The organism is Sphingobium sp. R-21, assembly GCF_049913335.1.
Classification (GTDB): domain Bacteria; phylum Pseudomonadota; class Alphaproteobacteria; order Sphingomonadales; family Sphingomonadaceae; genus Sphingobium.
The window spans coordinates 1,351,876-1,374,290 of sequence record NZ_CP184374.1 but is presented as its reverse complement, the minus strand read 5'-3'; the positions used below and the strand labels follow the sequence as shown (position 1 = coordinate 1,374,290).

14 protein-coding genes and 1 tRNA gene are annotated in these 22,415 nt (G+C 65.9%); 11 read left to right on the top strand and 4 right to left on the bottom strand.

What is annotated here, in order from left to right; all coding sequences use genetic code 11:
• Window positions 1-17: 17 nt before the first annotated feature.
• The 4 genes from ACN9MX_RS06435 to ACN9MX_RS06420 all read left to right on the top strand — a co-directional run bounded on the left by ACN9MX_RS06435 (window position 18) and on the right by ACN9MX_RS06420 (window position 7,709).
• Window positions 18-1,601 (top strand): Na+/H+ antiporter, encoded by a 1,584-nt coding sequence (locus ACN9MX_RS06435; RefSeq protein ID WP_426387390.1) that lies wholly within the window; start codon window positions 18-20, stop codon window positions 1,599-1,601.
• 156 nt (window positions 1,602-1,757) lie between these two features.
• Window positions 1,758-2,648 (top strand): ImuA family protein, encoded by an 891-nt coding sequence (locus tag ACN9MX_RS06430; RefSeq protein WP_426387389.1) that lies wholly within the window; start codon window positions 1,758-1,760, stop codon window positions 2,646-2,648.
• The gene (locus tag ACN9MX_RS06425; RefSeq protein ID WP_426387485.1) at window positions 2,545-4,134 is read left to right on the top strand and encodes a Y-family DNA polymerase; all 1,590 of its coding nucleotides are present in this window, start codon (window positions 2,545-2,547) and stop codon (window positions 4,132-4,134) included. The genes ACN9MX_RS06430 and ACN9MX_RS06425 overlap by 104 nt, the downstream gene beginning before the upstream one ends.
• A complete protein-coding gene (locus ACN9MX_RS06420; protein ID WP_426387388.1) occupies window positions 4,131-7,709 on the top strand; it encodes an error-prone DNA polymerase in 3,579 nt (1,192 codons plus the stop codon). The genes ACN9MX_RS06425 and ACN9MX_RS06420 overlap by 4 nt, the downstream gene beginning before the upstream one ends.
• An 86-nt stretch (window positions 7,710-7,795) precedes the next feature.
• Here the strand turns inward: ACN9MX_RS06420 and ACN9MX_RS06415 are convergent.
• Both ACN9MX_RS06415 and recJ read right to left on the bottom strand, forming a co-directional pair.
• Window positions 7,796-7,871, bottom strand: a tRNA-Glu gene (locus tag ACN9MX_RS06415).
• A gap of 120 nt (window positions 7,872-7,991) precedes the next feature.
• Window positions 7,992-9,758, bottom strand: coding sequence for a single-stranded-DNA-specific exonuclease RecJ (gene recJ / locus ACN9MX_RS06410; protein ID WP_426387387.1), 1,767 nt, complete (start codon window positions 9,756-9,758; stop codon window positions 7,992-7,994).
• Between the two features lie 137 nt (window positions 9,759-9,895).
• On the opposite strand from recJ, the gene ACN9MX_RS06405 reads away from it, so the two are divergent.
• Entirely contained in the window at window positions 9,896-11,986 is a 2,091-nt protein-coding gene (locus ACN9MX_RS06405; RefSeq protein ID WP_363755065.1) for an autotransporter assembly complex protein TamA, read from the top strand.
• Window positions 11,986-16,173: a translocation/assembly module TamB domain-containing protein gene (locus tag ACN9MX_RS06400; protein WP_426387386.1), complete on the top strand. Its 4,188-nt coding sequence runs from the start codon at window positions 11,986-11,988 to the stop codon at window positions 16,171-16,173. The genes ACN9MX_RS06405 and ACN9MX_RS06400 overlap by 1 nt, the downstream gene beginning before the upstream one ends.
• Before the next feature lie 66 nt (window positions 16,174-16,239).
• On the opposite strand, the gene ACN9MX_RS06395 is transcribed toward ACN9MX_RS06400, so the two are convergent.
• Together ACN9MX_RS06395 and ACN9MX_RS06390 are read right to left on the bottom strand one after the other, a co-directional pair.
• The gene (locus ACN9MX_RS06395) at window positions 16,240-16,878 is read right to left on the bottom strand and encodes a hypothetical protein (protein WP_363734457.1); all 639 of its coding nucleotides are present in this window, start codon (window positions 16,876-16,878) and stop codon (window positions 16,240-16,242) included.
• Between the two features lie 103 nt (window positions 16,879-16,981).
• Window positions 16,982-18,430, bottom strand: coding sequence for a sigma-54-dependent transcriptional regulator (locus ACN9MX_RS06390; protein ID WP_363734458.1), 1,449 nt, complete (start codon window positions 18,428-18,430; stop codon window positions 16,982-16,984).
• 170 nt (window positions 18,431-18,600) lie between these two features.
• Between ACN9MX_RS06390 and ACN9MX_RS06385 the strand changes: the two genes are divergently transcribed.
• From ACN9MX_RS06385 to guaB, 5 genes are all read left to right on the top strand, one after another.
• On the top strand, window positions 18,601-18,708 hold the full coding sequence (locus ACN9MX_RS06385; RefSeq protein WP_363734459.1) for an aa3-type cytochrome c oxidase subunit IV: 108 nt from the start codon (window positions 18,601-18,603) through the stop codon (window positions 18,706-18,708).
• Window positions 18,709-18,922: 214 nt separating this feature from the next.
• Window positions 18,923-19,192, top strand: coding sequence for a proton-translocating transhydrogenase family protein (locus tag ACN9MX_RS06380; RefSeq protein ID WP_426387385.1), 270 nt, complete (start codon window positions 18,923-18,925; stop codon window positions 19,190-19,192).
• Window positions 19,189-20,001 (top strand): NAD(P)(+) transhydrogenase (Re/Si-specific) subunit beta, encoded by an 813-nt coding sequence (locus ACN9MX_RS06375; RefSeq protein WP_426387384.1) that lies wholly within the window; start codon window positions 19,189-19,191, stop codon window positions 19,999-20,001. The genes ACN9MX_RS06380 and ACN9MX_RS06375 overlap by 4 nt, the downstream gene beginning before the upstream one ends.
• Before the next feature lie 59 nt (window positions 20,002-20,060).
• Window positions 20,061-20,753 carry an aspartate/glutamate racemase family protein gene (locus tag ACN9MX_RS06370; protein WP_363734462.1) on the top strand — a complete coding sequence of 231 codons (693 nt, stop codon included), beginning with the start codon at window positions 20,061-20,063 and terminating at the stop codon, window positions 20,751-20,753.
• A gap of 159 nt (window positions 20,754-20,912) precedes the next feature.
• Window positions 20,913-22,370, top strand: coding sequence for an IMP dehydrogenase (gene guaB / locus ACN9MX_RS06365; RefSeq protein WP_133652362.1), 1,458 nt, complete (start codon window positions 20,913-20,915; stop codon window positions 22,368-22,370).
• Window positions 22,371-22,415: the final 45 nt, after the last annotated feature.

Here is a 22,415-nt window from a genome sequence, read left to right as displayed (position 1 = left end):
GATTGGAAGAGGGAGATATGCACCCGATGGAGATGTTCGAACTGGTGATCGTGATGCTGCTGGCGATCATCGTCCTGCATTATGCGGCCAACAGGCTGGGCCTGCCGCCGGCCGTCGCGCTGCTGGCCGGGGGCGCGCTGTTCGCCTTTTTGCCGGGCTTGCCGGTGATCTCGCTCGACCCGCAACTGGTGCTCGTGATCTTCCTGCCGCCGCTGTTGATGGATGGCGCCTGGTTCATCGCGCTGCGGCATCTTCGGCGGCATATGTTCGGCATAATGGCGCTTGCCCTGGGGGCGGTGGTCTTCACCACGGTCGTCGTGGCCGTGGTTGCGCACTGGCTGGTGCCGGGCCTGCCCTGGGCAGCCTGCGCGGCCCTGGGCGCCATTGTCTCGCCGCCTGACGCCGTGTCCGCCCGCGCCGTGTTGCAGCGTGTCCATTTGCCCCGCCGCCTCTCCATCCTGCTGGAAGGGGAAAGCCTGTTCAACGACGCCACGGGGCTGGTGCTCTTCCGCTTTGCCATAGCTGCGGTAGCCACTGGCGCCTTCAGCATGGTCGACGCCTTGCAGAGCTTCGTCATCCTGGCCGCGGGCGGCGCGCTGATCGGCATCGCCGTCGGTGCGCTCTGGGTGCTGGCGGTCAAGCGGCTGGACGACAAATATCTGATGATCGCTTCCTCGCTGCTGGCACCATGGGCGTCGTATCTGCTGGCGGAATCCATCCATGTCTCGGGCGTGATCGCGACGGTCACCACCGGCCTCATCTGCGGCTGGTACCAGCATGTCGTCTTCCCTGCCATGGTCAGGATGAACGGCACGGCCTTCTGGGCGGTGATGATCTTCCTGATGGAGGCTTTCGTGTTCCTCCTCATCGGATCTTCGCTGCGCGACGTGATCGAACGCGTCGGCGGTTTCGGGGTGGTGCTGGACGAGATGGCATTGCCTGTCCTGGCGATCCTGGCGGCGCTGACCGTCGCCCGTTTCCTCTGGGTTTTCGGATCGGATGCGGTGATCGCCGGGCTGAGGGCGACCGGCCTGTGCGGTTATCGACCGATGGGGTTCCGGGCGGCCACCATATTGGGCTGGGCGGGGATGCGCGGGGTGGTGACGCTGGCCGTGGCGCTCAGCGTCCCGGCGGACTTCCCCGGCCGCGACTTCATCCTGACGGCGTCTTTCGCTGTCATCATCGGCACCGTGCTGCTGCAGGGAACGACGCTGGGCGCCGTGATCCGGCTGGTGAAGCTGGAGGAACCGGAAAGCGACCGCCCGCGCATGACGATGAGCGAGGCCGAAGCCGCCATGGCACAGGCGCAGGTCGGTGTCGTGGAGCGGCACGCCTATGATGCGGAGGGCACGCTGCTTCATCCAAGGCTGCTCGAACGGTATCGGCGCCATGCCGAATTGTCGGCCGACTATGCCGGGCAGGAGGAACAGTTTTCGGAGACGCTCCATGCCCATTTCGATCTGGTGCTGAAGGCGATCGCCGCGGGTCGGGCGGAACTGCTGCGCCTCCACCGGACCGGAGAGATTGACGAAAAGACGCTTCAGGAACTGGAACGCGACCTGGATCTGGAGGAACTGAGCGCTCTTTCGGCCAAGGCATGACCTGCCGGAGCCTGGCCTCATCGCATAGGGCGGGCACATTCCCATAAACGCAGCGCGGCTGCATCGTCCGTCGCCCGCATCTTTCCGGCTCGTCCCTTGCGCGCCCGATTGACAGGACGCGTCATCGGGACGAAAAGAACAAATAGGGAACATTATATGGCTGAGTCGGTGAAGACCCTTGCTGCCCTCAGGCGGCATATCGCATCGCTGGAGAGCGTTCCAGCCGCGCAGCCGCATGCGCGCGTGGAAACCGGATATGCCCCGCTCGACCAGGCGCTGGATGGAGGTTTGGCGCGGGGCCGGGTGCATGAATTCTTCGCCGCGACGGAGGAAATGGCGGCGGCGGCAGGCCTGGCCTCCATCCTCGCGAGGTTGGCGGCAGGAGAAGCGCCTTTGCTCTGGCTGCGCACGGCGGCGGCCGGTCGATCCGGAGGGATGCTCTATGGCCCCGGATTGGCGGCATTGGGCATTGATCCGTCGCGGCTGCTGATCGGCATGATGGCCGATGATGCCATGCTGTTGCGGGCGGCGGTCGATGCGCTGCGTTGCCCCGCCTTGGGATCGCTGGTGGTGGAATTGCGCGGTCCGGCGCCCTTGCTCGACCTGACGGCCAGCCGACGGCTGGCGCTGGCGGCGGAGGCATCCGGCGTCACGGCCTTCATGCTGCGCGTGGGCGGCGATCCAGTGCCCAGCGCAGCGGACACGCGCTGGCGCGTGGCGGCGGCGCCCTCACCGACCCTGCCGGGAGGCGGGCCGGGCAGAAGCGCCTTCGACCTGTATCTGATGCGGCGACGGGCGGGGCGGGATGGGCTTGGCTGGCGGCTGGTCTGGGACAATGGCCTGGGCATGTTTGAACAGAGTGGAGGTGGGCGCGATGAACGCCATGACCTTGGAAAGAGCGCTTGGGAACAGGATGCCTGGGAACGGAATGGCAGCGGGCAGGATGCAGGCGGAAAGGACGGCGCAGGACGAGATCGGCAGACGCCGCTATCTGGCGCTGTGGTTCCCGTTCCTGCCGATCGACCGGCTGCGGATCGCGCGGCCTGATCTCTGGACGGCGCAGGGCGAAGGGCCGGGTGTCGTCGTTGAGCAGGTGCGCGGCGCGATGCGGCTCGCGACGCTCGACGCGGATGCCCTGGCACTGGGCCTGACGCCTGGCATGACGCTGGCCGATGCGCGTGCGCGCGAGCCCGATCTGCGCGTGTTCGATGCCGATCCCCATGGCGATCAGGATTGGCTGGAGCGGCTGTGCGACGGTTGCGCCCGCTATACGCCGGTGGCGGCGCTGGATTCGCCCTTCGGCCTGATGCTCGACATTACCGGCTGTGCGCATCTCTGGGGCGGCGAGGAGATGTTGGCGCGCGAAGCGACAGAACGGCTGGAGCGCCATGGCATGCGGGTGCGTCATGCCCTTGCCGGAACGGCGGAGGGTGCGCACGCCCTGTGCCGTTTTCCGGTCGGGGCGACGGCGGATGAGGATGCGGCGCTGCGACGCCTGCCGGTGGAGGCATTGCGGCTGGAGGAGGGAAGCGCGGTGGCGCTGCGTCGCGCGGGGCTTCGTACCGTGGGCGATCTGGCAGCGCGACCGGCGGCGGTGCTGGCGTCGCGCTTCGGCGAGGAGGCTGTGGATGCGCTGAATAACCTGCTCGGCCTTGGCCGGCGGCCGCTCGCACCCCGGCAGTTGCGCCCGGCGATCCGGATCGAGCGCCGTTTTGCCGAACCCATGGGCAGCACCGCCTTTGCCCTCAGGACGCTGGAGGAGATGGCGGCCGAGGCGGGGGATCGCCTCAGCGAACGCGGCCAGGGGGGGCGGCGCTTCGAGGCGCTGTTCTTTCGCAGCGATGGCCTTGCCTTTCCATTGCGGGTGGAAACGGGCCTGCCGGTGCGCGATGCGCCTGCGATCATGCGATTGGTGCAGGAACGGATCGATGCGCTGTCCGATCCGCTCGATCCCGGTTTCGGTTTCGACATGTTGCGCCTCACGGTGCCGCAGACAGAACCGATGGCGCCGACGCAACTGGCGCTGGAGGGTGGAGAAGCACGTCGCGAGGAAAGCGTCTCCGCCCTGGTCGACCGGCTGTCGATCCGGGCGGGCCGGGCGCGCATCCAGCGGCTTCATCCGAGGGACAGCCATATCCCCGAACAGGCCCAGCTTGCACTGCCCGCAGTGGAAAGCCGGGCGCCCATGAACTGGCCGCAAGGCGCGCAGGAGGAGCCGCCCATGCGCCCGCTCCATCTGTTCGATCCGCCCCAGCCGATCGATGTGGTGGCAGAGGTGCCCGACGGCCCGCCCCATCGTTTCCGGTGGCGCAAGGTATTGCATGAAGTGACGCGCTATGAAGGCCCCGAACGCATCGCGCCCCAATGGTGGACCGCCAGCGATGGCGCGCTGGAAGGCGAAAGCGTGGGGCTCACCCGCGATTATTACCGGGTCGAGGATGCGCGCGGACGGCGTTACTGGATTTTTCGTCATGGACTTTACGGCGCCGAGGCAGAGCATCCCGGCTGGTACATCCATGGCCTGTTCGCATGAAACGGCATGGCAAGGGGCCTGATCCGTCCAGGCCCAGATCCATCGACAGGCGCGAACGGAATGCGCTGGAGGCCGGGCGGGAAAAGGGGCGGCGCAAATCGCGCGGCGAGCCTCCGCCGGTCGGGCCGGAGGCGCCGCCCTTTGCCGAGTTGGTGGCGGCCACCAATTTCTCCTTCCTGCGCGGCGCGTCCCATCCGCAGGACATGGTGACATGCGCTATTGCCCAGGGGCTTGAAGGGTTGGGAATAGCCGACCGCAATAGCGTCGCCGGAGTAGTTCGCGCCCATGTCGCGCGCAAGCGTTGGCCCGAACGGATGCGCGCCGGCTTGCTGGAGGCGCGCAAGGAAGCGGGACAGCCGCTGGAACTCGATGCAGAGGAGGAGCGCGCCTGCCGGACCGACCTGCGGCTGATCGTCGGCGCCAGGCTGGTCTTCGTGGACGGCACGCCGGACATCGTCGCCTATCCGGCGACGCGGCGGGGCTGGGGCGAACTCACCAAATTGCTGACCGTCGGCAATCTCCGATCGGTGAAGGGCGATTGCATCCTGCGTTATGAGGATCTGACGGCCTATCTGGACGATCTGCTGCTGATCGTGATGCCTGGCTCGACCGCGACCCGGCAGACCGCGCATCGCCAGCCGGTGAAATATGATTATGACGACCGGCCGTCGAAGGAAGCGATCAGGCAGGGTCATCTCAGCCTCGTGCCGCCGCCTGCTCCGTCCGACCTGGAAGGATTGCTGGCCCGATTGTCGCGCCTTGCCCCGCGCCGGGTCTGGCTGGCGGCGGCATTGCGCCGGGACGGACGGGACGCCCGGCGGCTGGCGCAGTTCAAGGCTTTGTCCGTGGCGACGGGCGTACCATTGCTGGCGACCATGGACGCGCTCTATGCCGGCGCGGCGCAGCGCCCCTTGCAGGATGTGCTGAGCTGTATCCGCGAAGGCACCGGCATCGCCAAGGCAGGACGCTTGCTGGAGGCGAATGCGGAAAGGCATATCCATAGTCCCGCCGAAATGGCCCATCTGTTTCGCGATTGCCCCGAGGCGGTGGCGGAAAGCATAGGGTTCCTGAACCGGGTGCATTTCACGCTGGATCAGCTTTCCTACGAATATCCCCATGAGCCCGTACCGGAAGGATGGACGGCGCAGCAATGGCTGGAGGAATTGACCTGGTCCGCCGCTCACGCCCGCTATGGCGCGCGTCTTCCCCGGAAGGCGCGCCAGTTGCTGGAAGAAGAGTTCGGTCTCATCGCCAAGCGCAACTATGCCTATTATTTCCTGACCGTGCATGACATCGTCGCCTTCGCCCGGACGAAGGGAATCCTTTGCCAGGGACGCGGATCGGCGGCGAACAGCATGGTGTGCTTCCTGCTGGGCGTGACGTCCATCGACCCGCTCAGGCACGATCTGCTCTTTTCGCGCTTCGTATCCGAAGAACGCAATGAACCGCCCGACATCGACGTCGATTTCGAGCATGAGCGGCGCGAGGAGGTCATGCAATATATCTATGAACGCTATGGCCGCCATCGTGCCGGGATCGCCGCGACCGTCATCCATTACCGTTCGCGCAGCGCCGTGCGGGAAGTGGCGAAGGTGCTGGGCCTTAGCGAGGATGTGGCCGCCCGCCTCTCCAGCACGGTCTGGGGCAGCTATTCCAGCGACATGAACGATGCGCGGATCGTGGAGGCGGGTTTCGCGCTCGACAATCCGCAGATTGCGCAGTTGAAGGCGATCGTCGACCAATTGCTGTCCCAGCCCTTTCCGCGTCATCTCTCGCAGCATGTGGGGGGATTCGTGCTGACGCAGAACCGGCTCGACGAGACGGTGCCGCTGCACCATGCGGCGATGGAGGATCGCAGTTTCATCGAATGGGACAAGGATGACATCGACGCCCTTGGTCTGATGAAGGTCGACGTGCTGGCGCTGGGGATGCTGAGCTGCATCCGCCGGGCGTTCGACCTGATGCGGGAACAGGGGCTGGGCGACCATCAGCTGACGATCGATCTCGATGCGCAGGACGAGGCCGTCTACGACATGCTGTGCAAGGGCGACAGCATCGGCGTCTTTCAGGTCGAAAGCCGGGCGCAGATCAACATGCTGCCGCGCCTGAAGCCGCGTTCGATCTATGACCTGACCGTGCAGGTGGCGATCGTTCGCCCCGGACCGATCGAGGGCAATATGGTCCATCCCTATCTGCGGCGGCGATGCGGGGATGAGAAGGTCAGCTATCCGCGACCGTCGCCGCATCATGGGCCAGCCGATGAGCTGGAGAAACTGCTTGGCGAGACCTATGGCGTGCCGCTGTTCCAGGAGCAGGCGATGAAGCTAGCCATCGTTGCGGCGGATTTTACCCCGACGGAAGCCGATGCCCTGCGCCGCGCCATGGCGACATTCCGCAATGTCGGCACCATTCACCATTTTCGCGAGAAGATGATCAGGGGCATGGTGAAGCGGGGTTATGAAGCGGAATTCGCGGAACGCTGCTTCAGGCAGATCGAGGGTTTTGGCAGCTACGGCTTTCCCGAAAGCCATGCGTTGTCCTTCGCGCGGCTGGTCTATGTGTCGGCCTGGATCAAATGTCATCAGCCCGCGGTGTTCGCCTGCGCGCTGCTCAATTCGCAGCCCATGGGCTTTTACGCTCCCGCTCAGATCGTGCGGGATGCGCGGGATCATGGCGTCACCGTGCATGATGTCGATGTGAATATGAGCGGGTGGGACAATGCGCTCGAACCGCTGCTGCGGTCGCGGGACAGCGGGCGGGGCGAGGGGGAGGGACGGGCTCTGGCGCTGCGTCTGGGACTGCGTCAGGTGGATGGTTTTCGACAGGATTGGGCGAAGCAACTGGTCGCGGCGCGGAAGGAAGGGCTGTTTTCCACCATGGAAGAACTGGCGCGGCGCGCGGGATTGCCGGTACGGGCGTTGCGGTTGCTGGCAGATGCCGATGCCTGCCGGTCGCTGGGACGGGACCGGCGGGCCGCCCTCTGGGAAGCGCGGCGGACGCCCGCGAATGAACTGCCCCTGTTTGCCGCTGCCAAGGCGCAGGAATTGGGGGAAGAGCCGGATGCGATGCTGCCCGCCATGGCTCTGTCCGAACATGTCGAGGCCGATTATCTGGTGACGCGCCTGTCGCTCAAGGGGCATCCGATGCAATTCCTGCGCCCGGTCTTCGCGGCGGAGGGGGTGCTGAGCTGTGCCCGGACTTCGGCGGCGAAGAACGGGACGCTGGTGAAGACCGCCGGTGTGGTGCTGGTGCGGCAGCGGCCGGGCAAGGGCAATGCGGTCTTCATCACCATCGAGGATGAGACGGGGATCACCAATGTCCTGCTGTGGGCACGGCTGTTCGAACTGCAGCGGCGCCCGGTCATGGCGTCGCGACTGATGCTGGTCGAAGGGGAAGTGCAGCGCAGCAAGGAAGGCGTGGTCCACCTGATGGCTTCCCGCGTGCACGACCGGACTGCGGAATTGTCGCGGCTTTCTCAAACCGATGTGCAGGAACCTTCCCGCATGCGTCACGATCACGCCCGCGGACATCCGCGCGATGTTCGGATATTGCCGCAATCACGCGATTTTCATTGAGGGAAGGCTGTCGCAACAGGCCGCAGGAATGCGCCACGGCACTTCTGCTTCTTTCCGCCCAAGAAGTATCAACTCCTTGAGTTTATTGGTGACCCCTACGGGAATCGAACCCGTGTTTCAGCCGTGAAAGGGCCGCGTCCTAGACCGCTAGACGAAGGGGCCACAGCAGGTTCGCTTGGGCGTCGCTGCGAAGCGAGGCGGGCATTAGGCGGTGGCTCCGGAACGGTCAACCCCCTTTTCGTCATGAAAATGACGCGGGGCAAAAAATTGCCGATCCGCTGCTCAATCGGCCCAGGCGGCATCCTCCAGATGCAGTTCGGCGGCGGGGCGCGGCCCCCAATCGTCGATCTTCGCCCGGCCCGCGATCCACAGGCGCCGGTCGCGGGGCGCGCCAAGAATAGCCTGACCCAGATCGGATTCCGCCTGGCGGAAGGCGATGGTCTTGATCGAGCGGCCGTCATCGCCTGCCATGATGGCGCGCAAATGTCCGTTGCCGACGATGTCCGCCTTGACCACCCGCATCGGTCCGGACGCGATGAGCGGTGCAGGCCATCCCGCGCCATAGGGACCGCCGGCGTCGATGGCGGCGACGAAGTCCGGATTGACGCCCGCAGGTGCCAGCACGGCGTCGATCAGCAACGCGCGGTCGTCCCGCGCCCTCGCCACCGCATCGGCAAGGCGCTCGTCGAGAAAGTCGGCCAGCGCATCGATCTTGTCCGCCGCGACCGTCAGGCCGGCAGCCATGGCATGGCCGCCGCCCGCGACCAGCAGGCCGCTGTCCTTCGCCGCCAGGACCGCCGCGCCCAGGTCGACGCCGGAGATGGAGCGGCCCGATCCCTTGCCGGTCCCATCCTCATCGATGGCGACGACGATGGCGGGACGTCCGGCCTTCTCCTTGATGCGTCCTGCGACTATGCCGATCACGCCGGGATGCCAGCCTGCGCCCGACACCAGCGCCACCGCCCGATTGCCCTGCGCGGCAAGACGCTCTTCCGCCTCCGCCTGCACGGCCGCCTCTATGACCCGGCGTTCCTCGTTGAGCTGGTCCAGTTCCCGGGCGATGCTGGCCGCCTCCGCCGGGTCTTCGGTGGTGAGCAGCCGCACGCCCAGATCCGCCTTGCCCACGCGTCCGCCGGCGTTGATGCGGGGGCCAAGCGCGAAGCCCAGATCATGGCAAAGCGGCGCCCGCGTCAGGCGGCTGGCGTCGATCAGGGCGGAAAGGCCGATATTGCGGCGCTTCGCCATGATCTTGAGGCCCTGCGCGACGAATGCGCGGTTGAGCCCCTTCAGTTGCGCCACGTCCGCCACCGTGCCGAGCGCGACGATGTCGAGCAGTTCCATCAACGGCGGCTCGGCGCGCTGGGCGAACCAGCCGCGCCCGCGCAGCACGCGGATCAATGCCGCACCGAGCAGGAAGGCGACGCCCACCGCCGCCAGATGACCATGCGCTGCTGCTTCTTCCGCTTCGTCAAGGCGATTGGGGTTCACCAGCGCCAACGCTTCGGGGAGGGCGGCGGCACATTTATGATGGTCGACGACGACGACATCGACGCCCGCCGATTTGGCCATGGCAAGCGCGTCGAACGCCTGCGCGCCGCAGTCCACCGTGACGATCAGCGTCGCGCCCTCTCGCGCCAGCCTGACGAGCGCCTCGCCGGATGGGCCATAGCCTTCCATCAGCCGGTCGGGGATATAGGGTCGCGCCGCAAGTCCCAGATCGCGCAGCAGGCGGATCAGCAGCGCCGCGCTGGTCGCGCCGTCCACGTCATAATCGCCGAAGATACGCACATCCTCGCCGCGCACCACCGCATCGGCCAGCCGTTCGGCGGCGGCGTCCATGTCGCGGAACAGGCTGGGGTCGGGCATGAAATGGCGGATGGTGGGGTTGCGATGCGCCTCTACCGCATCGCGCGGGCAGCCGCGCGCCAGCAGCAATTGCGTGACCAGATCATCCGGGCGATAGCCGGGATCGCGCCCGTCGCCATTGCCCCCGCGCCACCGCCAGGGCTGGCCAAGGATAGAACGGGTGATGTTGAGCGCGATGGTCATGCGGCCGGTCTAGACCGGTTGGGATTCGGAAGGAAGCACCCCTCTTCATGACGCGGGCGGAACTTTGGCAACCCGCTGCGCGTATTGGCTGTTCCCGCCCTGCATGGGCGAAGGGCAAAAGGGGCAAAGCGGTTTCCATGGGTTCAAGGCAGAAGCGGGTCCGGCGAGCCTTGGGTCTGATGATGATGGCGTCCTCTTCCCTTCCACTGATGGCGCAGACGCCGCCGCCGCAACAGCAGGAAGAACCGATCCTGCCCGATAGCGAGTTCGAGGCGCGCCTGCCCGGCGTGGAAGAGGCCCCCGCTGACAAAAGCGCGCCTTTGCCCTCGATCGATCAGTGGATCGATGAACAGATGCCGGCAGCCGGCGCTGCGCAGCAATTGCCTCCGCCGACCGAGCCGCAGGAGGAGCGTGAACTGGCGCAGCCGCTGCCCCCGCTCGACAGCGTGCAGGTTCCGGTACAGGTCGCGACCGACAACAACCCTGATGAAAAGACGCAGGCGGTACGTTATTCGGTCGTGGTGGATGGCTTCGGCAAGACGGGTCTGGAGCCGGCGTTTCGCGATTCTTCCGCCCTGATCGATGGCGACGGCAAGGCTGATACGGCGGCCATGGTGCAGGCCCGCGCCCATGAGGATGAGGCGTTGGCCGTACGGCTGCTCTATTCGGAAGGCTATTATGATGCGACCGCGCTCGCATCGCTCGACCAGGCGAATGACGGGGCGTTGAAGGCGGTCATCTCGGTTACGCCGGGCAAGCGCTACCGGATCGGGGACATTGTGATCAACGCCGGGCAGACCGTGCCGCCTGGCCTGATCCGCGACAGCCTGCCGCTCAGGACCGGCGATTATATCGTCGCGGCCGCGGTCGAGGGGGCGGAGGCCAATGTCGGCGTCAAGCTGCCGGAAAATGGCTATCCCTTCGCCAAGCTGGGGCAGCGGGACATATTGCTCGATCCCGCAACCACGACGGGAGACTATACCCTGCCGGTGGAGACGGGACCGCGCGGATCGTTCCGGGGGATCACCACCACGGGCGAAAGGCAGGCGTTCGGCGCCGATCATATGAAGGTCATCAGCCGGTTCAAGCCGGGCGAGCTCTACGACAGCCGCAAGGTGGACGACCTGCGCCGGGCGCTGGTGGCGACGGGGTTGTTTTCCAGCATCTCGGTCGATCCGGTCAGGACGAACGAGCCGGGGCCCGACGGCACCGAATATGTCGACCTGACGGTCGCGCAGGAAGCAGGCAAGCCGCGCACGCTGGCGGGCGAGCTGGGCTATGGCACGGGCCAGGGCTTCCGCGCCGAGGGAAGCTGGACCCATCGCAACCTCTTCCCGCCCGAGGGCGCGCTGATCGCCAGCGTGATCGCCGGAACGCAGGAACAGGGCGCGTCGGGCACCTTCCGCCGTTCCAATGCGGGCAAGCGCGACAAGACCTTCCAGGCTGGCGTCACGCTCAACCACCAGAATTACGATGCCTATGAAGCCTATACGGCGGGCCTCAACATCGGCTGGTCGCGCCAGTCGACACCGATCTTCCAGAAGCGCTGGACCTACAGCTATGGCGCTGAAGTCCTGCTGACCAACGAACAGGTGGTTGTCGATCCGGCGACGGCGGACAAGGTGCGGCGGACCTATTTCATCGGCGGCCTGCCGCTGCAGCTTGGTTACGACAGGTCCAACGACCTGCTCAATCCCACACGGGGGTTCCGCGCCAATCTGCGGGCCGAGCCGGAGGGATCGTTGCAGGGCAGCTTTTCGCCCTATCTGCGCGCGACTTTCGACCTCACCGGCTATTATCCCTTGTCGGACAGCCTGGTGATCGCCGCGCGCACGCGCGTCGGCACCATCAGCGGGGTGAACCGGGATGACGTCGCGCCTTCCCGGCGCATCTATGCGGGCGGCGGCGGGTCGGTCCGCGGCTATGGCTATCAGGAACTGGGGCCCAAGGACGCGAACAACGACCCCATAGGCGGCCGGTCCGTCAACGAATTCGCGGTCGAGGGCCGCTACCGCTTCGGCGATTATGGCGTGGTCGCCTTCGTCGATGCGGGTCAGGTCTATGAAAGCTCCATGCCGCAATTTTCCAACATCCGTTACGGCGCGGGCGTGGGCGGGCGCTTCTACACCAATTTCGGACCCTTCCGCGCCGACATAGCCATGCCGATCAACCGGCAGCCGGGCGAGTCCAAATTCGCGCTCTACATTGGCATCGGGCAGGCATTCTGATGGCTGAGGAAACCCCGACCGTCGTCGTCAGTCGCCCGCTGTGGCAGAAGATCCTCCTGTGGGTCGTCGGACTGGTCGCAGCCCTCGTCCTGCTGGTCGCCGGGCTGCTGCTGTTCCTGAACAGCCAGCCGGGCAAGGCCTTCCTGATCCGTCAGATCGCCGGGCTGAAGCTGGAATCCGGCATGGGCATATCGGTCGGCCGGATCGAGGGGTCGATCTACAGTGACATGGTGATCCACGACCTGGTGCTGCGCGACCCGAAGGGGCCGTTCGCCGCATCGCCGCGCGTCCATATGGTGTGGAGTCCCTTTCGCTACATCAACAACCATATTTCGGTGCGGCTGCTGGAAAGCCCGCTGGTGGTGCTGGCGCGCAGTCCGCAGTTCAACGTGACGCAGAGCGACCCCAATGCGCCGATCCTGCCGGACCTCGACATCGATGTCGACCGGCTGAAGATCGCAAGGTTCCTCGTCGCCAGGCCGGTGATCGGCCAGAAGCGGGAGATTGCGATCGACGGCGTGACTCATATCGCCGACGGCCGGGCCATAGTGTCGGCCAATGCGGTGGTGGACAGCGGTGACCGTCTTCAGGCCAGGCTGGACGCCGTGCCCGCGCAAAATCGCCTGTCCATGAAGGGTATGCTGACCGCGCCCAAGGGCGGCGTGATCGCGGCGATGAGCGGCCTTACCGACGGCTTCACCGCGACGCTGGACGGGAAGGGCACCTGGCAGGCGTGGAACGGGCGGCTGGTCGCAACGTCGGGCAAAGGCGAGCTGGCGAATGTCGCGCTTGCCGCCCGCGACGGCAATTTCACGGCGAAGGGACCGCTGCGGCCGGGACTGGTCTTCGCCGGGACGGTCGATCGGCTGACGGCGCCCGCGCTCGACCTGGACATGTTCGCGGGACTGAACCAGCGGCGCGTGAACCTCAAGGGTTCGTTGAAATCCCGCGCCTTGTCCGCCACCGCGCAGGGTCTGGTCGACCTGGGCCAAAGTCGGTTCAGCGCGCTCAGGATCGACGCCACCCTGCTCACGCCCGGCGCGATCATGGAGAAGGTGAGGGGCCGGGACGTACGCGCTTCGGTGATCCTGGACGGGCCGATGGCGACGCCCTTCATCGATTATGACGTCACGGCGAAGGAGATTGCCTTCGACGCCACGGGCATCGAAAACCTGAAGGCCAGCGGGCGCGCGGTGATCGATGCGGACCGCATCCGCATTCCGGTAAGCGCCACCGCCAGCCGCGTCACCGGCCTCAATGCGGCGGCGGGTGGCCTGCTCAACAATCTGCGCGTGAAGGGTGATTTCGCCTATGCCGCGGGCAAGCTCATCAGCGACAATCTGAAGATCGACAGCGACCGGGTGGACGCCACGGCCATCGTTCTGGCGGACATGGACAATGCCATCTATCGCGGCGCGCTCAAGGGCCGGGTCAACGACTACAGGATCGACGGGGTCGGCATCGTCAATCTCAACACCGATGTGAAACTGGTTCCAGGGCCCAAGGGCGGCTTCGGCCTGTCCGGCCGTTTCGGCGTGCGCACGGCGCGCTGGGACAATGCATCGGTTCGCGATTTCCTGGGCGGCAATGCCGTTGCTTCCGGCACCATCGGCATGACGCCGGAGGGCAGGTTCACGCTCAACGGCTTGAAGGGCGCAGCGCCCAACTTCCGGATCCACAGCGGTTCGGGCAGCTATGACACCGACGGTCGGATCGCCTTCGACGCCAGGGCGACATCGAACCAATATGGGCCGCTGGCGCTGACCGTGCGCGGCACGATGGAGCGGCCCAATGCCGTGCTCCGCGCCGCAAGGCCCAATGTCGGCGTGCAACTTCATGACGTGGTGGCGAAATTGAACGGCGAGGCGGCGGGCTATCGGCTCGAAGCGACCGGCGGGTCGGCCTATGGCCCGTTCTTCGCCAATGTGCTGATCCATACCGCCAGGGGGCCGCTCACCATCGACATAGCCAAGGCGCGCTTCGCCGGCATCGACATGAACGGTCGCGTGCAGCAGAGCGCCGCCGGTCCCTTCACCGGGCAGCTTGCCATGAACGGTTCCGGCGTGACCGGCGCGGTTCGCCTGACGGCATTGGGCAAGGCGCAGGGCGCGCAGTTGAACGCCACCGCCAGCAATGCCAAACTGCCGGGCGAAGCGGATGTCGTGATCGGCCGGGCGTTGATCACGGCGAACATGGTGCTGGCCGACCAGCCGCAGATCAGCGCCGATGTGCAGATGGCGAATGCGGCCTATGGCGATTATGTCGTGCGCAAGGCGCGGGCGCGGGTCGACTATCGCGGCGGGCGCGGACGGGCGCAACTGGTGGCGGACGGATCGACCGGCGTGCCTTTCTCCATCGCGATGAATGCCGCGCTGCGACCCACCCTCTATGCCGTCGCGCTGGAGGGGCGGGCGAGCAACGTCTCCTTCCGCTTCGCCCGGCCGGCGATCATCCGCGTCGAGAAAACGGGATATCGCCTCGACCCGGCGACGCTGGTGCTGCCGCAGGGGCGCGTCGACCTGGCCGGGCATTTCGGCCAGCAAATGGCGATGCAGGCGCGGTTCAAGGATTTCGACCTGGCCGTCGTCAACATGGCCTCGCCGGGACTGGGGATTGGCGGGAAAGCGACCGGCACGCTGGATTTCGCGCAGAATGGGTCCGCCTTCCCGACCGCGACCACGCGCCTTGCGATCACCGACTTCCGCCGGTCCAGCCTGACCGCCGTTTCCGATCCAGTATCCATGGCGATCGAAGGCAAGCTGTCGAGCGCGGGCGGGGATATGCGTGGACTTATCCGGCGGGGCAATGCGACGCTTGGGCGCTTCGTCGCGACCCTGGCGCCGCCGGGACCGGGCGCCGGCTGGGCGGAACAGCTTGCGTCCGCCCCCCTGGGCGGCGGCATCCGCTATGCCGGGCCGGCCGATGTGCTCTTCTCCTTTGCGGGCTTGGCCGACCAGCAGTTGACCGGGCCGATCGCGGTCGCGGCGGATTTTGGCGGACGGCTGACCGCGCCCAGCCTCAACGGCATCGTCCGCGCCAATGCGCTGAGTTATGAAAATGAGACGTTCGGGACGCGCGTCACGCAGATGCGGCTGGACGGGCGCTTCACCAATGACCGGCTGGACCTGCGCGACTTTTCCGGGCGGGCGGGCGAAGGCACGGTGCAGGCCAGCGGCACGGTGGGACTGGCGGCGGAAAGCGGCTATCCGATAAACATCGCCGTGAAGCTGAACCGCGCCCGCCTGGCGCGCAGTGAGGCGATCACCAGCGTCGTCAGCGGCACGCTCTCCATCACCAACGGCCCGGCCACCGGCGGCCTGATAAAGGGCGACCTGTCGCTTCCCGAAACCCGTTATCGCGTCGCCTGGCAGGGGGGCAGCGACATCCGGCAGTTGACAGGCGTGCGCCGCAAGGGCGAGGGGACCGACCTGCTGGACCGTCGCGTGGCGGCACGGCAGGCGGCCGCCAAACCGACGGCGTGGAATCTGGACGTGCGCGTGCGGGCCGATAACGAAATCTACGTGACCGGCATGGGGCTCGATTCCGAATGGAAGACGAACATGCGCGTCACCGGCACGGCGACCGATCCGCGCGTGGTCGGCAAGATAGAGGTTATACGCGGCCGTTACAGCTTCTCAGGCCATCAGTTCGATCTGGAGCAGGGCGTCATCACCTTCAACGGGCCGATGATGAACCCGACACTGGCGATCCGTGCCGAAACGCGGATCGACGATGTGACGGCGGGCATCGCCGTGGGCGGTTCGGCGCAGCGGCCTGACATCGCCTTCGTTTCCACGCCGACGCTGCCGCAGGACGAGATATTGGCGCGGATCCTGTTCGGGGACAATGTGGCGAATCTGTCAGCCACCCAGGCGATCCAGTTGGCGGCGGCACTCAATGGGCTGCGCGGCGGCGGCGGCGGACTCAATCCGATGGGCAAGCTGCAAAATGCGTCGGGCGTGGACCGCATCGGCATTGTCGGTGGGGATGAGGCGACCGGGCGCGGCACGTCGCTCGCGGTCGGGCAGCATATCTCCAACAACATCTATGTGGAGGTGATCACCGATCCCAAGGGCTTCACCGCCACCCAGCTCGAAATCTCCCTGTCCAAGACGCTCAGCCTGTTGTCGAAGACAGGCACGAATGCGGGATCATCGGCCAATTTGCGCTATTCGAAGGATTATTGATGCCGTTTCAGGGTCGGGTGCGGCTGGATCAGCCTTCCACGGCTGGTCATGGCATGACCGGCCGGCTCAGCGCGTGCCTGCATTGTCCGCCGCCGCCGGAACCGCGGCGCCCTCGGGCGTCTGGGCCTTGGACGCGAAGATTCGCAGGCTGTCGAGCGTCTTTTCCGCCATGGTCTGATATTGCTCGCTCAGCATTTCGGGATAGACGAAGCTGGCCGTGACGATCGAACCGTCCGGCTGTTGAATCATGCGCAGCGCGACATTGTTGCCTTCGCCGTCATTGGCTGTCCCGCGATACTCCCTGTCGCCGATATAATCGCCGCTCACCCCTTCGGAGCCCTCGCTCACGGTCGAGACGATCTGTTGCAGTGTCTGGTCGCCGTCCTTCTTCTGCCAGAAGATGCGGACGTCCGCGCCTGCGCCGGGATCCTGGTAGACGACGCCGTCCGCATTGCTGGAAGCCGCATCCTTCTGCCAGCCTTCCGGGAAGGTGATGGAGAAGCCCCGTTCGACATTGACGTAATTGCGCGATTCGGGCGTGTCCGCCTTCGCCTCGGCCATCGCCTTGGCGGCGGCGGCATTGGCGGCGGCGGCGAGTTGGTCCTGGCTCGGCAGATCCTCCACCGGTTCCGCGCGGCCGCAGGCGACCAGCAGGAGCAGGGGCAGGACGAGCGACGAGGTGGCGGCGAGGGTGGCGCTTTTCATCGCTCTCCCAAAGCATAGGTGCCGCGATAATTCAACGCCGCAACCGATCACGGCGCGATGGGGTGATGGCGGTGCGGGGCGTTCAGTCCGAACCGGTGGCCGGTCAGGCGGCGCTGTCGATGCCCAGTTCCGCCAACTTGCGATAGAGGGTCGAGCGACCGATGCCCAGCCGCCGGGCCACTTCGGTCATGCGCCCGCGATAATGGCCGATGGCCAACCGAATGACGTCCGCCTCGATCTCCGCCAGTTGGCGGATATGGCCGTCCCCTTCGAACAGGGTAATGCCCGCGACCTCCCGATGCGGTTGCGGCACGATGCGCAGCCGACCGTGGGGCGCATCGCCATGGGCGCGTCCGCGGATCTGCGCGGCGATCTGCGGAAAATCCTGGGGTGTCAGGGCATCGCCCTCGCACAGCACGGCGGCGCGGAACAGCGCGTTCTGAAGCTGGCGCACATTGCCCGGCCAATCATGCTGCATCAGCAGCGCCAGCGCGTCGTCGGTCAGGCCAAGGCCGCGCAATCCCGGCTGCGTCGCGATGCGGGCAAGCAGATGGCGGCACAGCGCCGGCACGTCGCCCAACCGCTCGCGCAGCGGCGGAATGGTGAGTTGCACGACGTTGAGGCGGTAATAAAGGTCTTCGCGGAAGCGCCCTGCTTCGATCTCATCATGCAAGCGCTTGTTGGTGGCGGCGATGACGCGCACGTCGACATGGATCGGGCGGCGCGCGCCGATCGGCTGGACTTCGCCGTCCTGGAGCACGCGCAGCAGCTTGACCTGCGCGTCCAGCGGCATTTCGCTGACCTCGTCGAGGAAGATCGTGCCCATGTCGGCGGCAACGAATTTGCCGATCTGCCGGTCGAATGCGCCGGTGAAGGCGCCGCGTTCATGGCCGAACAGGTCGGATTCCACCAGATTGGCAGGGATGGCGCCGCAATTCACGGTGATCATGGCCTGCTTGTGGCGGGGCGACGCCGCGTGGATGGCGCGGGCGATCACATCCTTGCCGACGCCGCTTTCCCCCTCGATCAGCACGGGCACGCGGGCGCGGGCCGCCTTGGCCGCTATGGCGAGCGCGGCGCGGAACTGCGGTGCGGCGCCGACCACATCCTCGAAGGAGAGGGCGGCGGGGATCTTCTCCGTCAGCGGGCGCAACTCGCCCTTGCCATGCTCCCCGTTCAGCGTGGCGTTAAGCGCGGCGAGCAGCCTTTCAGGCGCGATCGGCTTGGCAAGATAGTCGGTCGCGCCGGCCCGCATCGCTTCCACCGCTACGGCGACATTATTGTGCGCGGTCAGGATCAACAGGGGCAGTGCCGGGCGACGGGCCCGCAATTCGCGGATCAGGCCTGCCGGCTCATAATTCGGGCTCCATTGATCGAGCAGGACGGCATCCAGCCGCATTCCATCCTGCGTGCCCAGCATCGCGATCGCGGTATCGCCGTCATTGACGAAGATGGTGCGCCATCCCGCCCTGGCGGCGAGAGCGGACACCAGCCTGCGCTGTGCCGGCTCGTCGTCGATCAACATCAGCATGGGAATGCCGTCGCGCGCCATCCTTACCCCTCATATGCGAACTGGCGCTGAAGTTAGGGAGGAGGGGTAAAGACCGCCTTAACCGCAAAAATTTTCTTGTTCGCTGAAGGCTTGAGGGGGACAAGGCTTGACGATAAGAGGATGCCCGCGAAACGGACAGAGAGGGACAGTGCATGGCTTCGGACGGCAATATGAAGAGCGCAACTCAGACCTATGAAGGGTTTGTCGCCCTCATCAAATGGGGAACCATCGCCTGCGCCCTGGTCGCGGCATTGGTCATATTGCTGATCGCCAGGTAGGACATTCTGCGCAAAAGCGGGCATTGAATGTCCGCTTGAAACTGATGCGACGACTGGATCCGGAGCGTGTCGCCTGCAGTTCGCGCAATACGGTCCCAGTTCCCCGGACATCTGGCCTGTTCCTGAACAGGGCGGTTCGTTCCTCCACCTGACCGCTGCGGTTCCAGAGCAACAGGACTGCCGGTCCCGGAATCCCGTCATGAGGGGGGAGCAGATGATCCCGTTCCTTCTCCTTTCCTTTTTGGCGGCTTCCATTGTCGGGGCGTTCGTCTCATTGCGGGCGCGGCCTGATGACGGCTGGGCGCTCGTTTTCGTGCTTCAGTTGCTCTCGTCCGCCATTCTTGTCGGCGGATTGATCGTCTCGGCGGAAGCGGGCAGCAGCATCGCTCGAACACTGGGCCTCCTGTCGATCGTCGCGGGCAGCGCTGCGTTTTGTGGGGGTTTCGTGGCAGCGCGGCGGCTGGACGTGCCGCCGGGGCCATGATGGAAGGCGCGAACGCGACGATCCTCGTCGGTTGGTCGCTGTCGGCCATGTTATCGGCGGCGGCGTTGCTGGTCTCGATTGCGGGTGATCTCCGGCGCGGCACGCATCTGGCGGCTACCGCGTTGATGGTCGCAGCGGCCTTGGCCCTCTATACCCATGACGTCATGGCTCTACCGCAAATCTGCGCGGCGTTGATCACCGGAAGCGCCGTGGGCCTTGCATTGGGGCGAGGCATTCCCCGATCCCGGATCCCCTTGCTGATGAGCGGTCTTGTCGGCCTGGCCGGTGTGGCTGCCGTGCTGGTCGGGGGAGCGGCTTTGCGCGATCCCCACGCTTTCGGCCTGCTGGACGATGTGTCCGATCGACTGCGCGTCGTAGGCGCCGCCGGCATTGGCGCTGGCGTCTCGTGCGGGGCGATGGCTTGCGGAGGGGCGACCGCCATGTTGCGCGGCGGACGGGCGGATCGCTGGCATATTCTCATTATCGCCGTCCTGCTGCTGGCGGCGGGCGGAGCCACGGCGGCCTTTATCGCGGCGCCGGATCCGGCCCGGCTCCTCGCCTGCATCGCCGTCGCGCTGGTGGCGGGCTGGGCGGTCACGAAACGAGCCTTGCTGGCGGGAATGGGGCCAGCGCTGGCGGTAGTGAGCGGCTTTGCCGGCTGGGCCGTGGCGGCATCCGCTTTCCTGATGGAAAACATGCCGATGGCTGTCGCGGGCGGACTGGCGGGCGCGGCGGGCAGTCTTTTCGGTATCCGGCTTTGCGTCTTTGCGGAGAGGAAGGGGCTTGCCCATGCGGGGCGCCGTCCCTAACGGTTTGCGTCAAGGGACAGGCCCGTCCGGCCTTGTCGGCGTATGGGATAAGCGGATCCATGAAGAAGCTCGGTCTGATAGGCGGTCTTAGCTGGACGTCGACGGCGCGCTATTATCAGATCATCAACCAGGCCGTTTACCGCGCCCGGGGTGGCCAGCACAGCGCGCCGCTGCTGATCGAGAGCCTGGATTTCGCGGACATAGGCCGCTCCACCACAGAGGAGGAGTGGGCTCATGCTTCCGACGTGTTGACCGCGTCGGCCCGGCGGCTGGAGCAGGGCGGCGCGGCAGCGTTGCTGATCTGCGCCAATTCCATGCATCGCGTCTATGACGAGGTGCAGGCGGGCGTCGGCATTCCGATCATCAACATCGCCGACGCCGTGGGACGCAAGATGAAGGCCGACGGCATCGAAAAGGCCGCGCTGATCGGTACGCGCAATGTCATGACGGAGAAATTCTACCGCCAGCGGCTGGTGGCGCATGGCATATCATTGCTGCCGCCCGACATGGAACTGGCCGAGAGAATCGACCGCATCGTCTATGATGAGCTGACCATCGGGAAGGTCAGCCGCGAGTCCGAACGCTATATGAAGTCGGAACTCACCGATATCGCCAAGGAGAATGTGCAGGCGGCGATCCTGGCCTGCACCGAACTGGAGATGATCGTCGACGTGCGGGCGAACGTCCTGCCGATTTATGACGGCACCAGCATCCATGCGCGGGCGGGGGTCGACGTGATCCTGGGCGATTGAATCGGTCGGCGCATGCCGCGCGGCGCCGATCTTCCCCAGCAATAAAATGCTTTCGGGGGTCTGGCTGTTTTGCCGCTTAATGGTTACATGGGCCGCCACGAATCCCCCCAGCAATCATGCCCAGCCCCGCATGAGACGCGCAACAGAAAGTGGCTTTACATGGACATCCGCCTCGGCCTCACCTTCGACGACGTGCTTTTGCAGCCCGCCGAATCCGACGTGCTGCCCAGTCAGGCGGATACCAGCACCCATGTGACCCGCGCGATCAAGCTGAACATCCCGATCCTCTCGTCCGCCATGGACACGGTGACGGAGGCGGACATGGCGATCGTCATGGCGCAGCTTGGCGGCCTTGGCGTCCTGCACCGCAACCTGTCCGTCGAGGAACAGGCGGACGCCGTACGGGCGGTCAAGCGCTTTGAAAGCGGCATGGTGGTGAACCCCATCACCATCACGCCCGACGCCACGCTGGCCGACGCGCAGATGCTGATGACCCGGCACAAGATCAGCGGCATTCCGGTGGTCGAGGCATCGGGCAAGCTGGTCGGCATCCTCACCAATCGTGACGTGCGCTTTGCCGAAAATCCGGCGCAGCCGGTCAGTGAACTGATGACCCATGACAATCTGGCCACGGTGAAGACCGGCGTCGGCCAGGACGAGGCGAGGCGCCTGCTGCACCAGCGCCGGATCGAAAAGCTGCTGGTGGTGGACGATAATTATCATTGTGTCGGCCTGATCACCGTCAAGGACATTGAAAAGGCCGTCACCTATCCGCAGGCGACCAAGGACGCATCGGGCCGCCTGCGCGTGGCGGCGGCATCGACCGTCGGCGACAAGGGGCTGGAACGCAGCAAGGCGCTGATCGATGCGGAATGCGACCTGATCGTCATCGACACCGCCCATGGCCACAGCCGGCAGGTGGCCGTCGCGGTGGAGGCGGTGAAGAAACTGTCCAACCATGTTCAGGTGGTCGCCGGCAACGTCGCCACCGCCGAGGCGACCAAGGCCCTGATCGGGGCCGGTGCCGACTGCGTCAAGGTGGGGATCGGGCCAGGCTCCATCTGCACCACACGGGTCGTCGCTGGCGTCGGCGTGCCGCAGTTGACCGCCGTCATGGATTCGGCGGAGGAAGCGGCCAGGCACGGCGTTCCGGTGATCGCGGATGGCGGCCTGCGCACCTCCGGCGACGTGGCGAAGGCGCTCGCTGCGGGCGCGGGCTGCGTCATGGTCGGATCGCTGCTCGCCGGTACCGCCGAGGCGCCGGGCGAAACCTTCCTCTATCAGGGCCGCGCCTATAAGAGCTATCGCGGCATGGGCAGCGTCGGGGCGATGGCGCGCGGCTCCGCCGACCGCTATTTCCAGGCCGACATCAAGGACCAGATGAAACTGGTGCCGGAGGGGATCGAGGGCCAGGTTCCCTTCAAGGGGCCGGCCAAGGACGTCATCCACCAGCTTGTCGGCGGCGTGAAGGCGGCGATGGGCTATACCGGCAGCGCCACCATCAAGGATTTGCAGGAGCGGGCGCGCTTCGTCCAGATCACCAATGCGGGCCTGTCGGAAAGCCACGTCCATGACGTGACCATCACGCGGGAAGCCCCCAATTATCCGACGCGGTAATCCCATTTTGAATGCTGTTCCCTTCGCGGGACAGGGGCATGGCGC

Excerpts from the sequence above, each read along its gene's own strand:
- ACN9MX_RS06435 (WP_426387390.1), top strand. The coding sequence starts at position 18 with ATGCACCCGATGGAGATGTTCGAACTGGTGATCGTGATGCTGCTGGCG.
- ACN9MX_RS06430 (WP_426387389.1), top strand. The coding sequence starts at position 1,758 with ATGGCTGAGTCGGTGAAGACCCTTGCTGCCCTCAGGCGGCATATCGCA.
- ACN9MX_RS06425 (WP_426387485.1), top strand. The coding sequence starts at position 2,545 with ATGCAGGCGGAAAGGACGGCGCAGGACGAGATCGGCAGACGCCGCTAT.
- ACN9MX_RS06420 (WP_426387388.1), top strand. The coding sequence starts at position 4,131 with ATGAAACGGCATGGCAAGGGGCCTGATCCGTCCAGGCCCAGATCCATC.
- recJ (WP_426387387.1), bottom strand. The coding sequence starts at position 9,758 with ATGACCATCGCGCTCAACATCACCCGTTCTATCCTTGGCCAGCCCTGG.
- ACN9MX_RS06405 (WP_363755065.1), top strand. The coding sequence starts at position 9,896 with ATGGGTTCAAGGCAGAAGCGGGTCCGGCGAGCCTTGGGTCTGATGATG.
- ACN9MX_RS06400 (WP_426387386.1), top strand. The coding sequence starts at position 11,986 with ATGGCTGAGGAAACCCCGACCGTCGTCGTCAGTCGCCCGCTGTGGCAG.
- ACN9MX_RS06395 (WP_363734457.1), bottom strand. The coding sequence starts at position 16,878 with ATGAAAAGCGCCACCCTCGCCGCCACCTCGTCGCTCGTCCTGCCCCTG.
- ACN9MX_RS06390 (WP_363734458.1), bottom strand. The coding sequence starts at position 18,430 with ATGGCGCGCGACGGCATTCCCATGCTGATGTTGATCGACGACGAGCCG.
- ACN9MX_RS06385 (WP_363734459.1), top strand. The coding sequence starts at position 18,601 with ATGAAGAGCGCAACTCAGACCTATGAAGGGTTTGTCGCCCTCATCAAA.
- ACN9MX_RS06380 (WP_426387385.1), top strand. The coding sequence starts at position 18,923 with ATGATCCCGTTCCTTCTCCTTTCCTTTTTGGCGGCTTCCATTGTCGGG.
- ACN9MX_RS06375 (WP_426387384.1), top strand. The coding sequence starts at position 19,189 with ATGATGGAAGGCGCGAACGCGACGATCCTCGTCGGTTGGTCGCTGTCG.
- ACN9MX_RS06370 (WP_363734462.1), top strand. The coding sequence starts at position 20,061 with ATGAAGAAGCTCGGTCTGATAGGCGGTCTTAGCTGGACGTCGACGGCG.
- guaB (WP_133652362.1), top strand. The coding sequence starts at position 20,913 with ATGGACATCCGCCTCGGCCTCACCTTCGACGACGTGCTTTTGCAGCCC.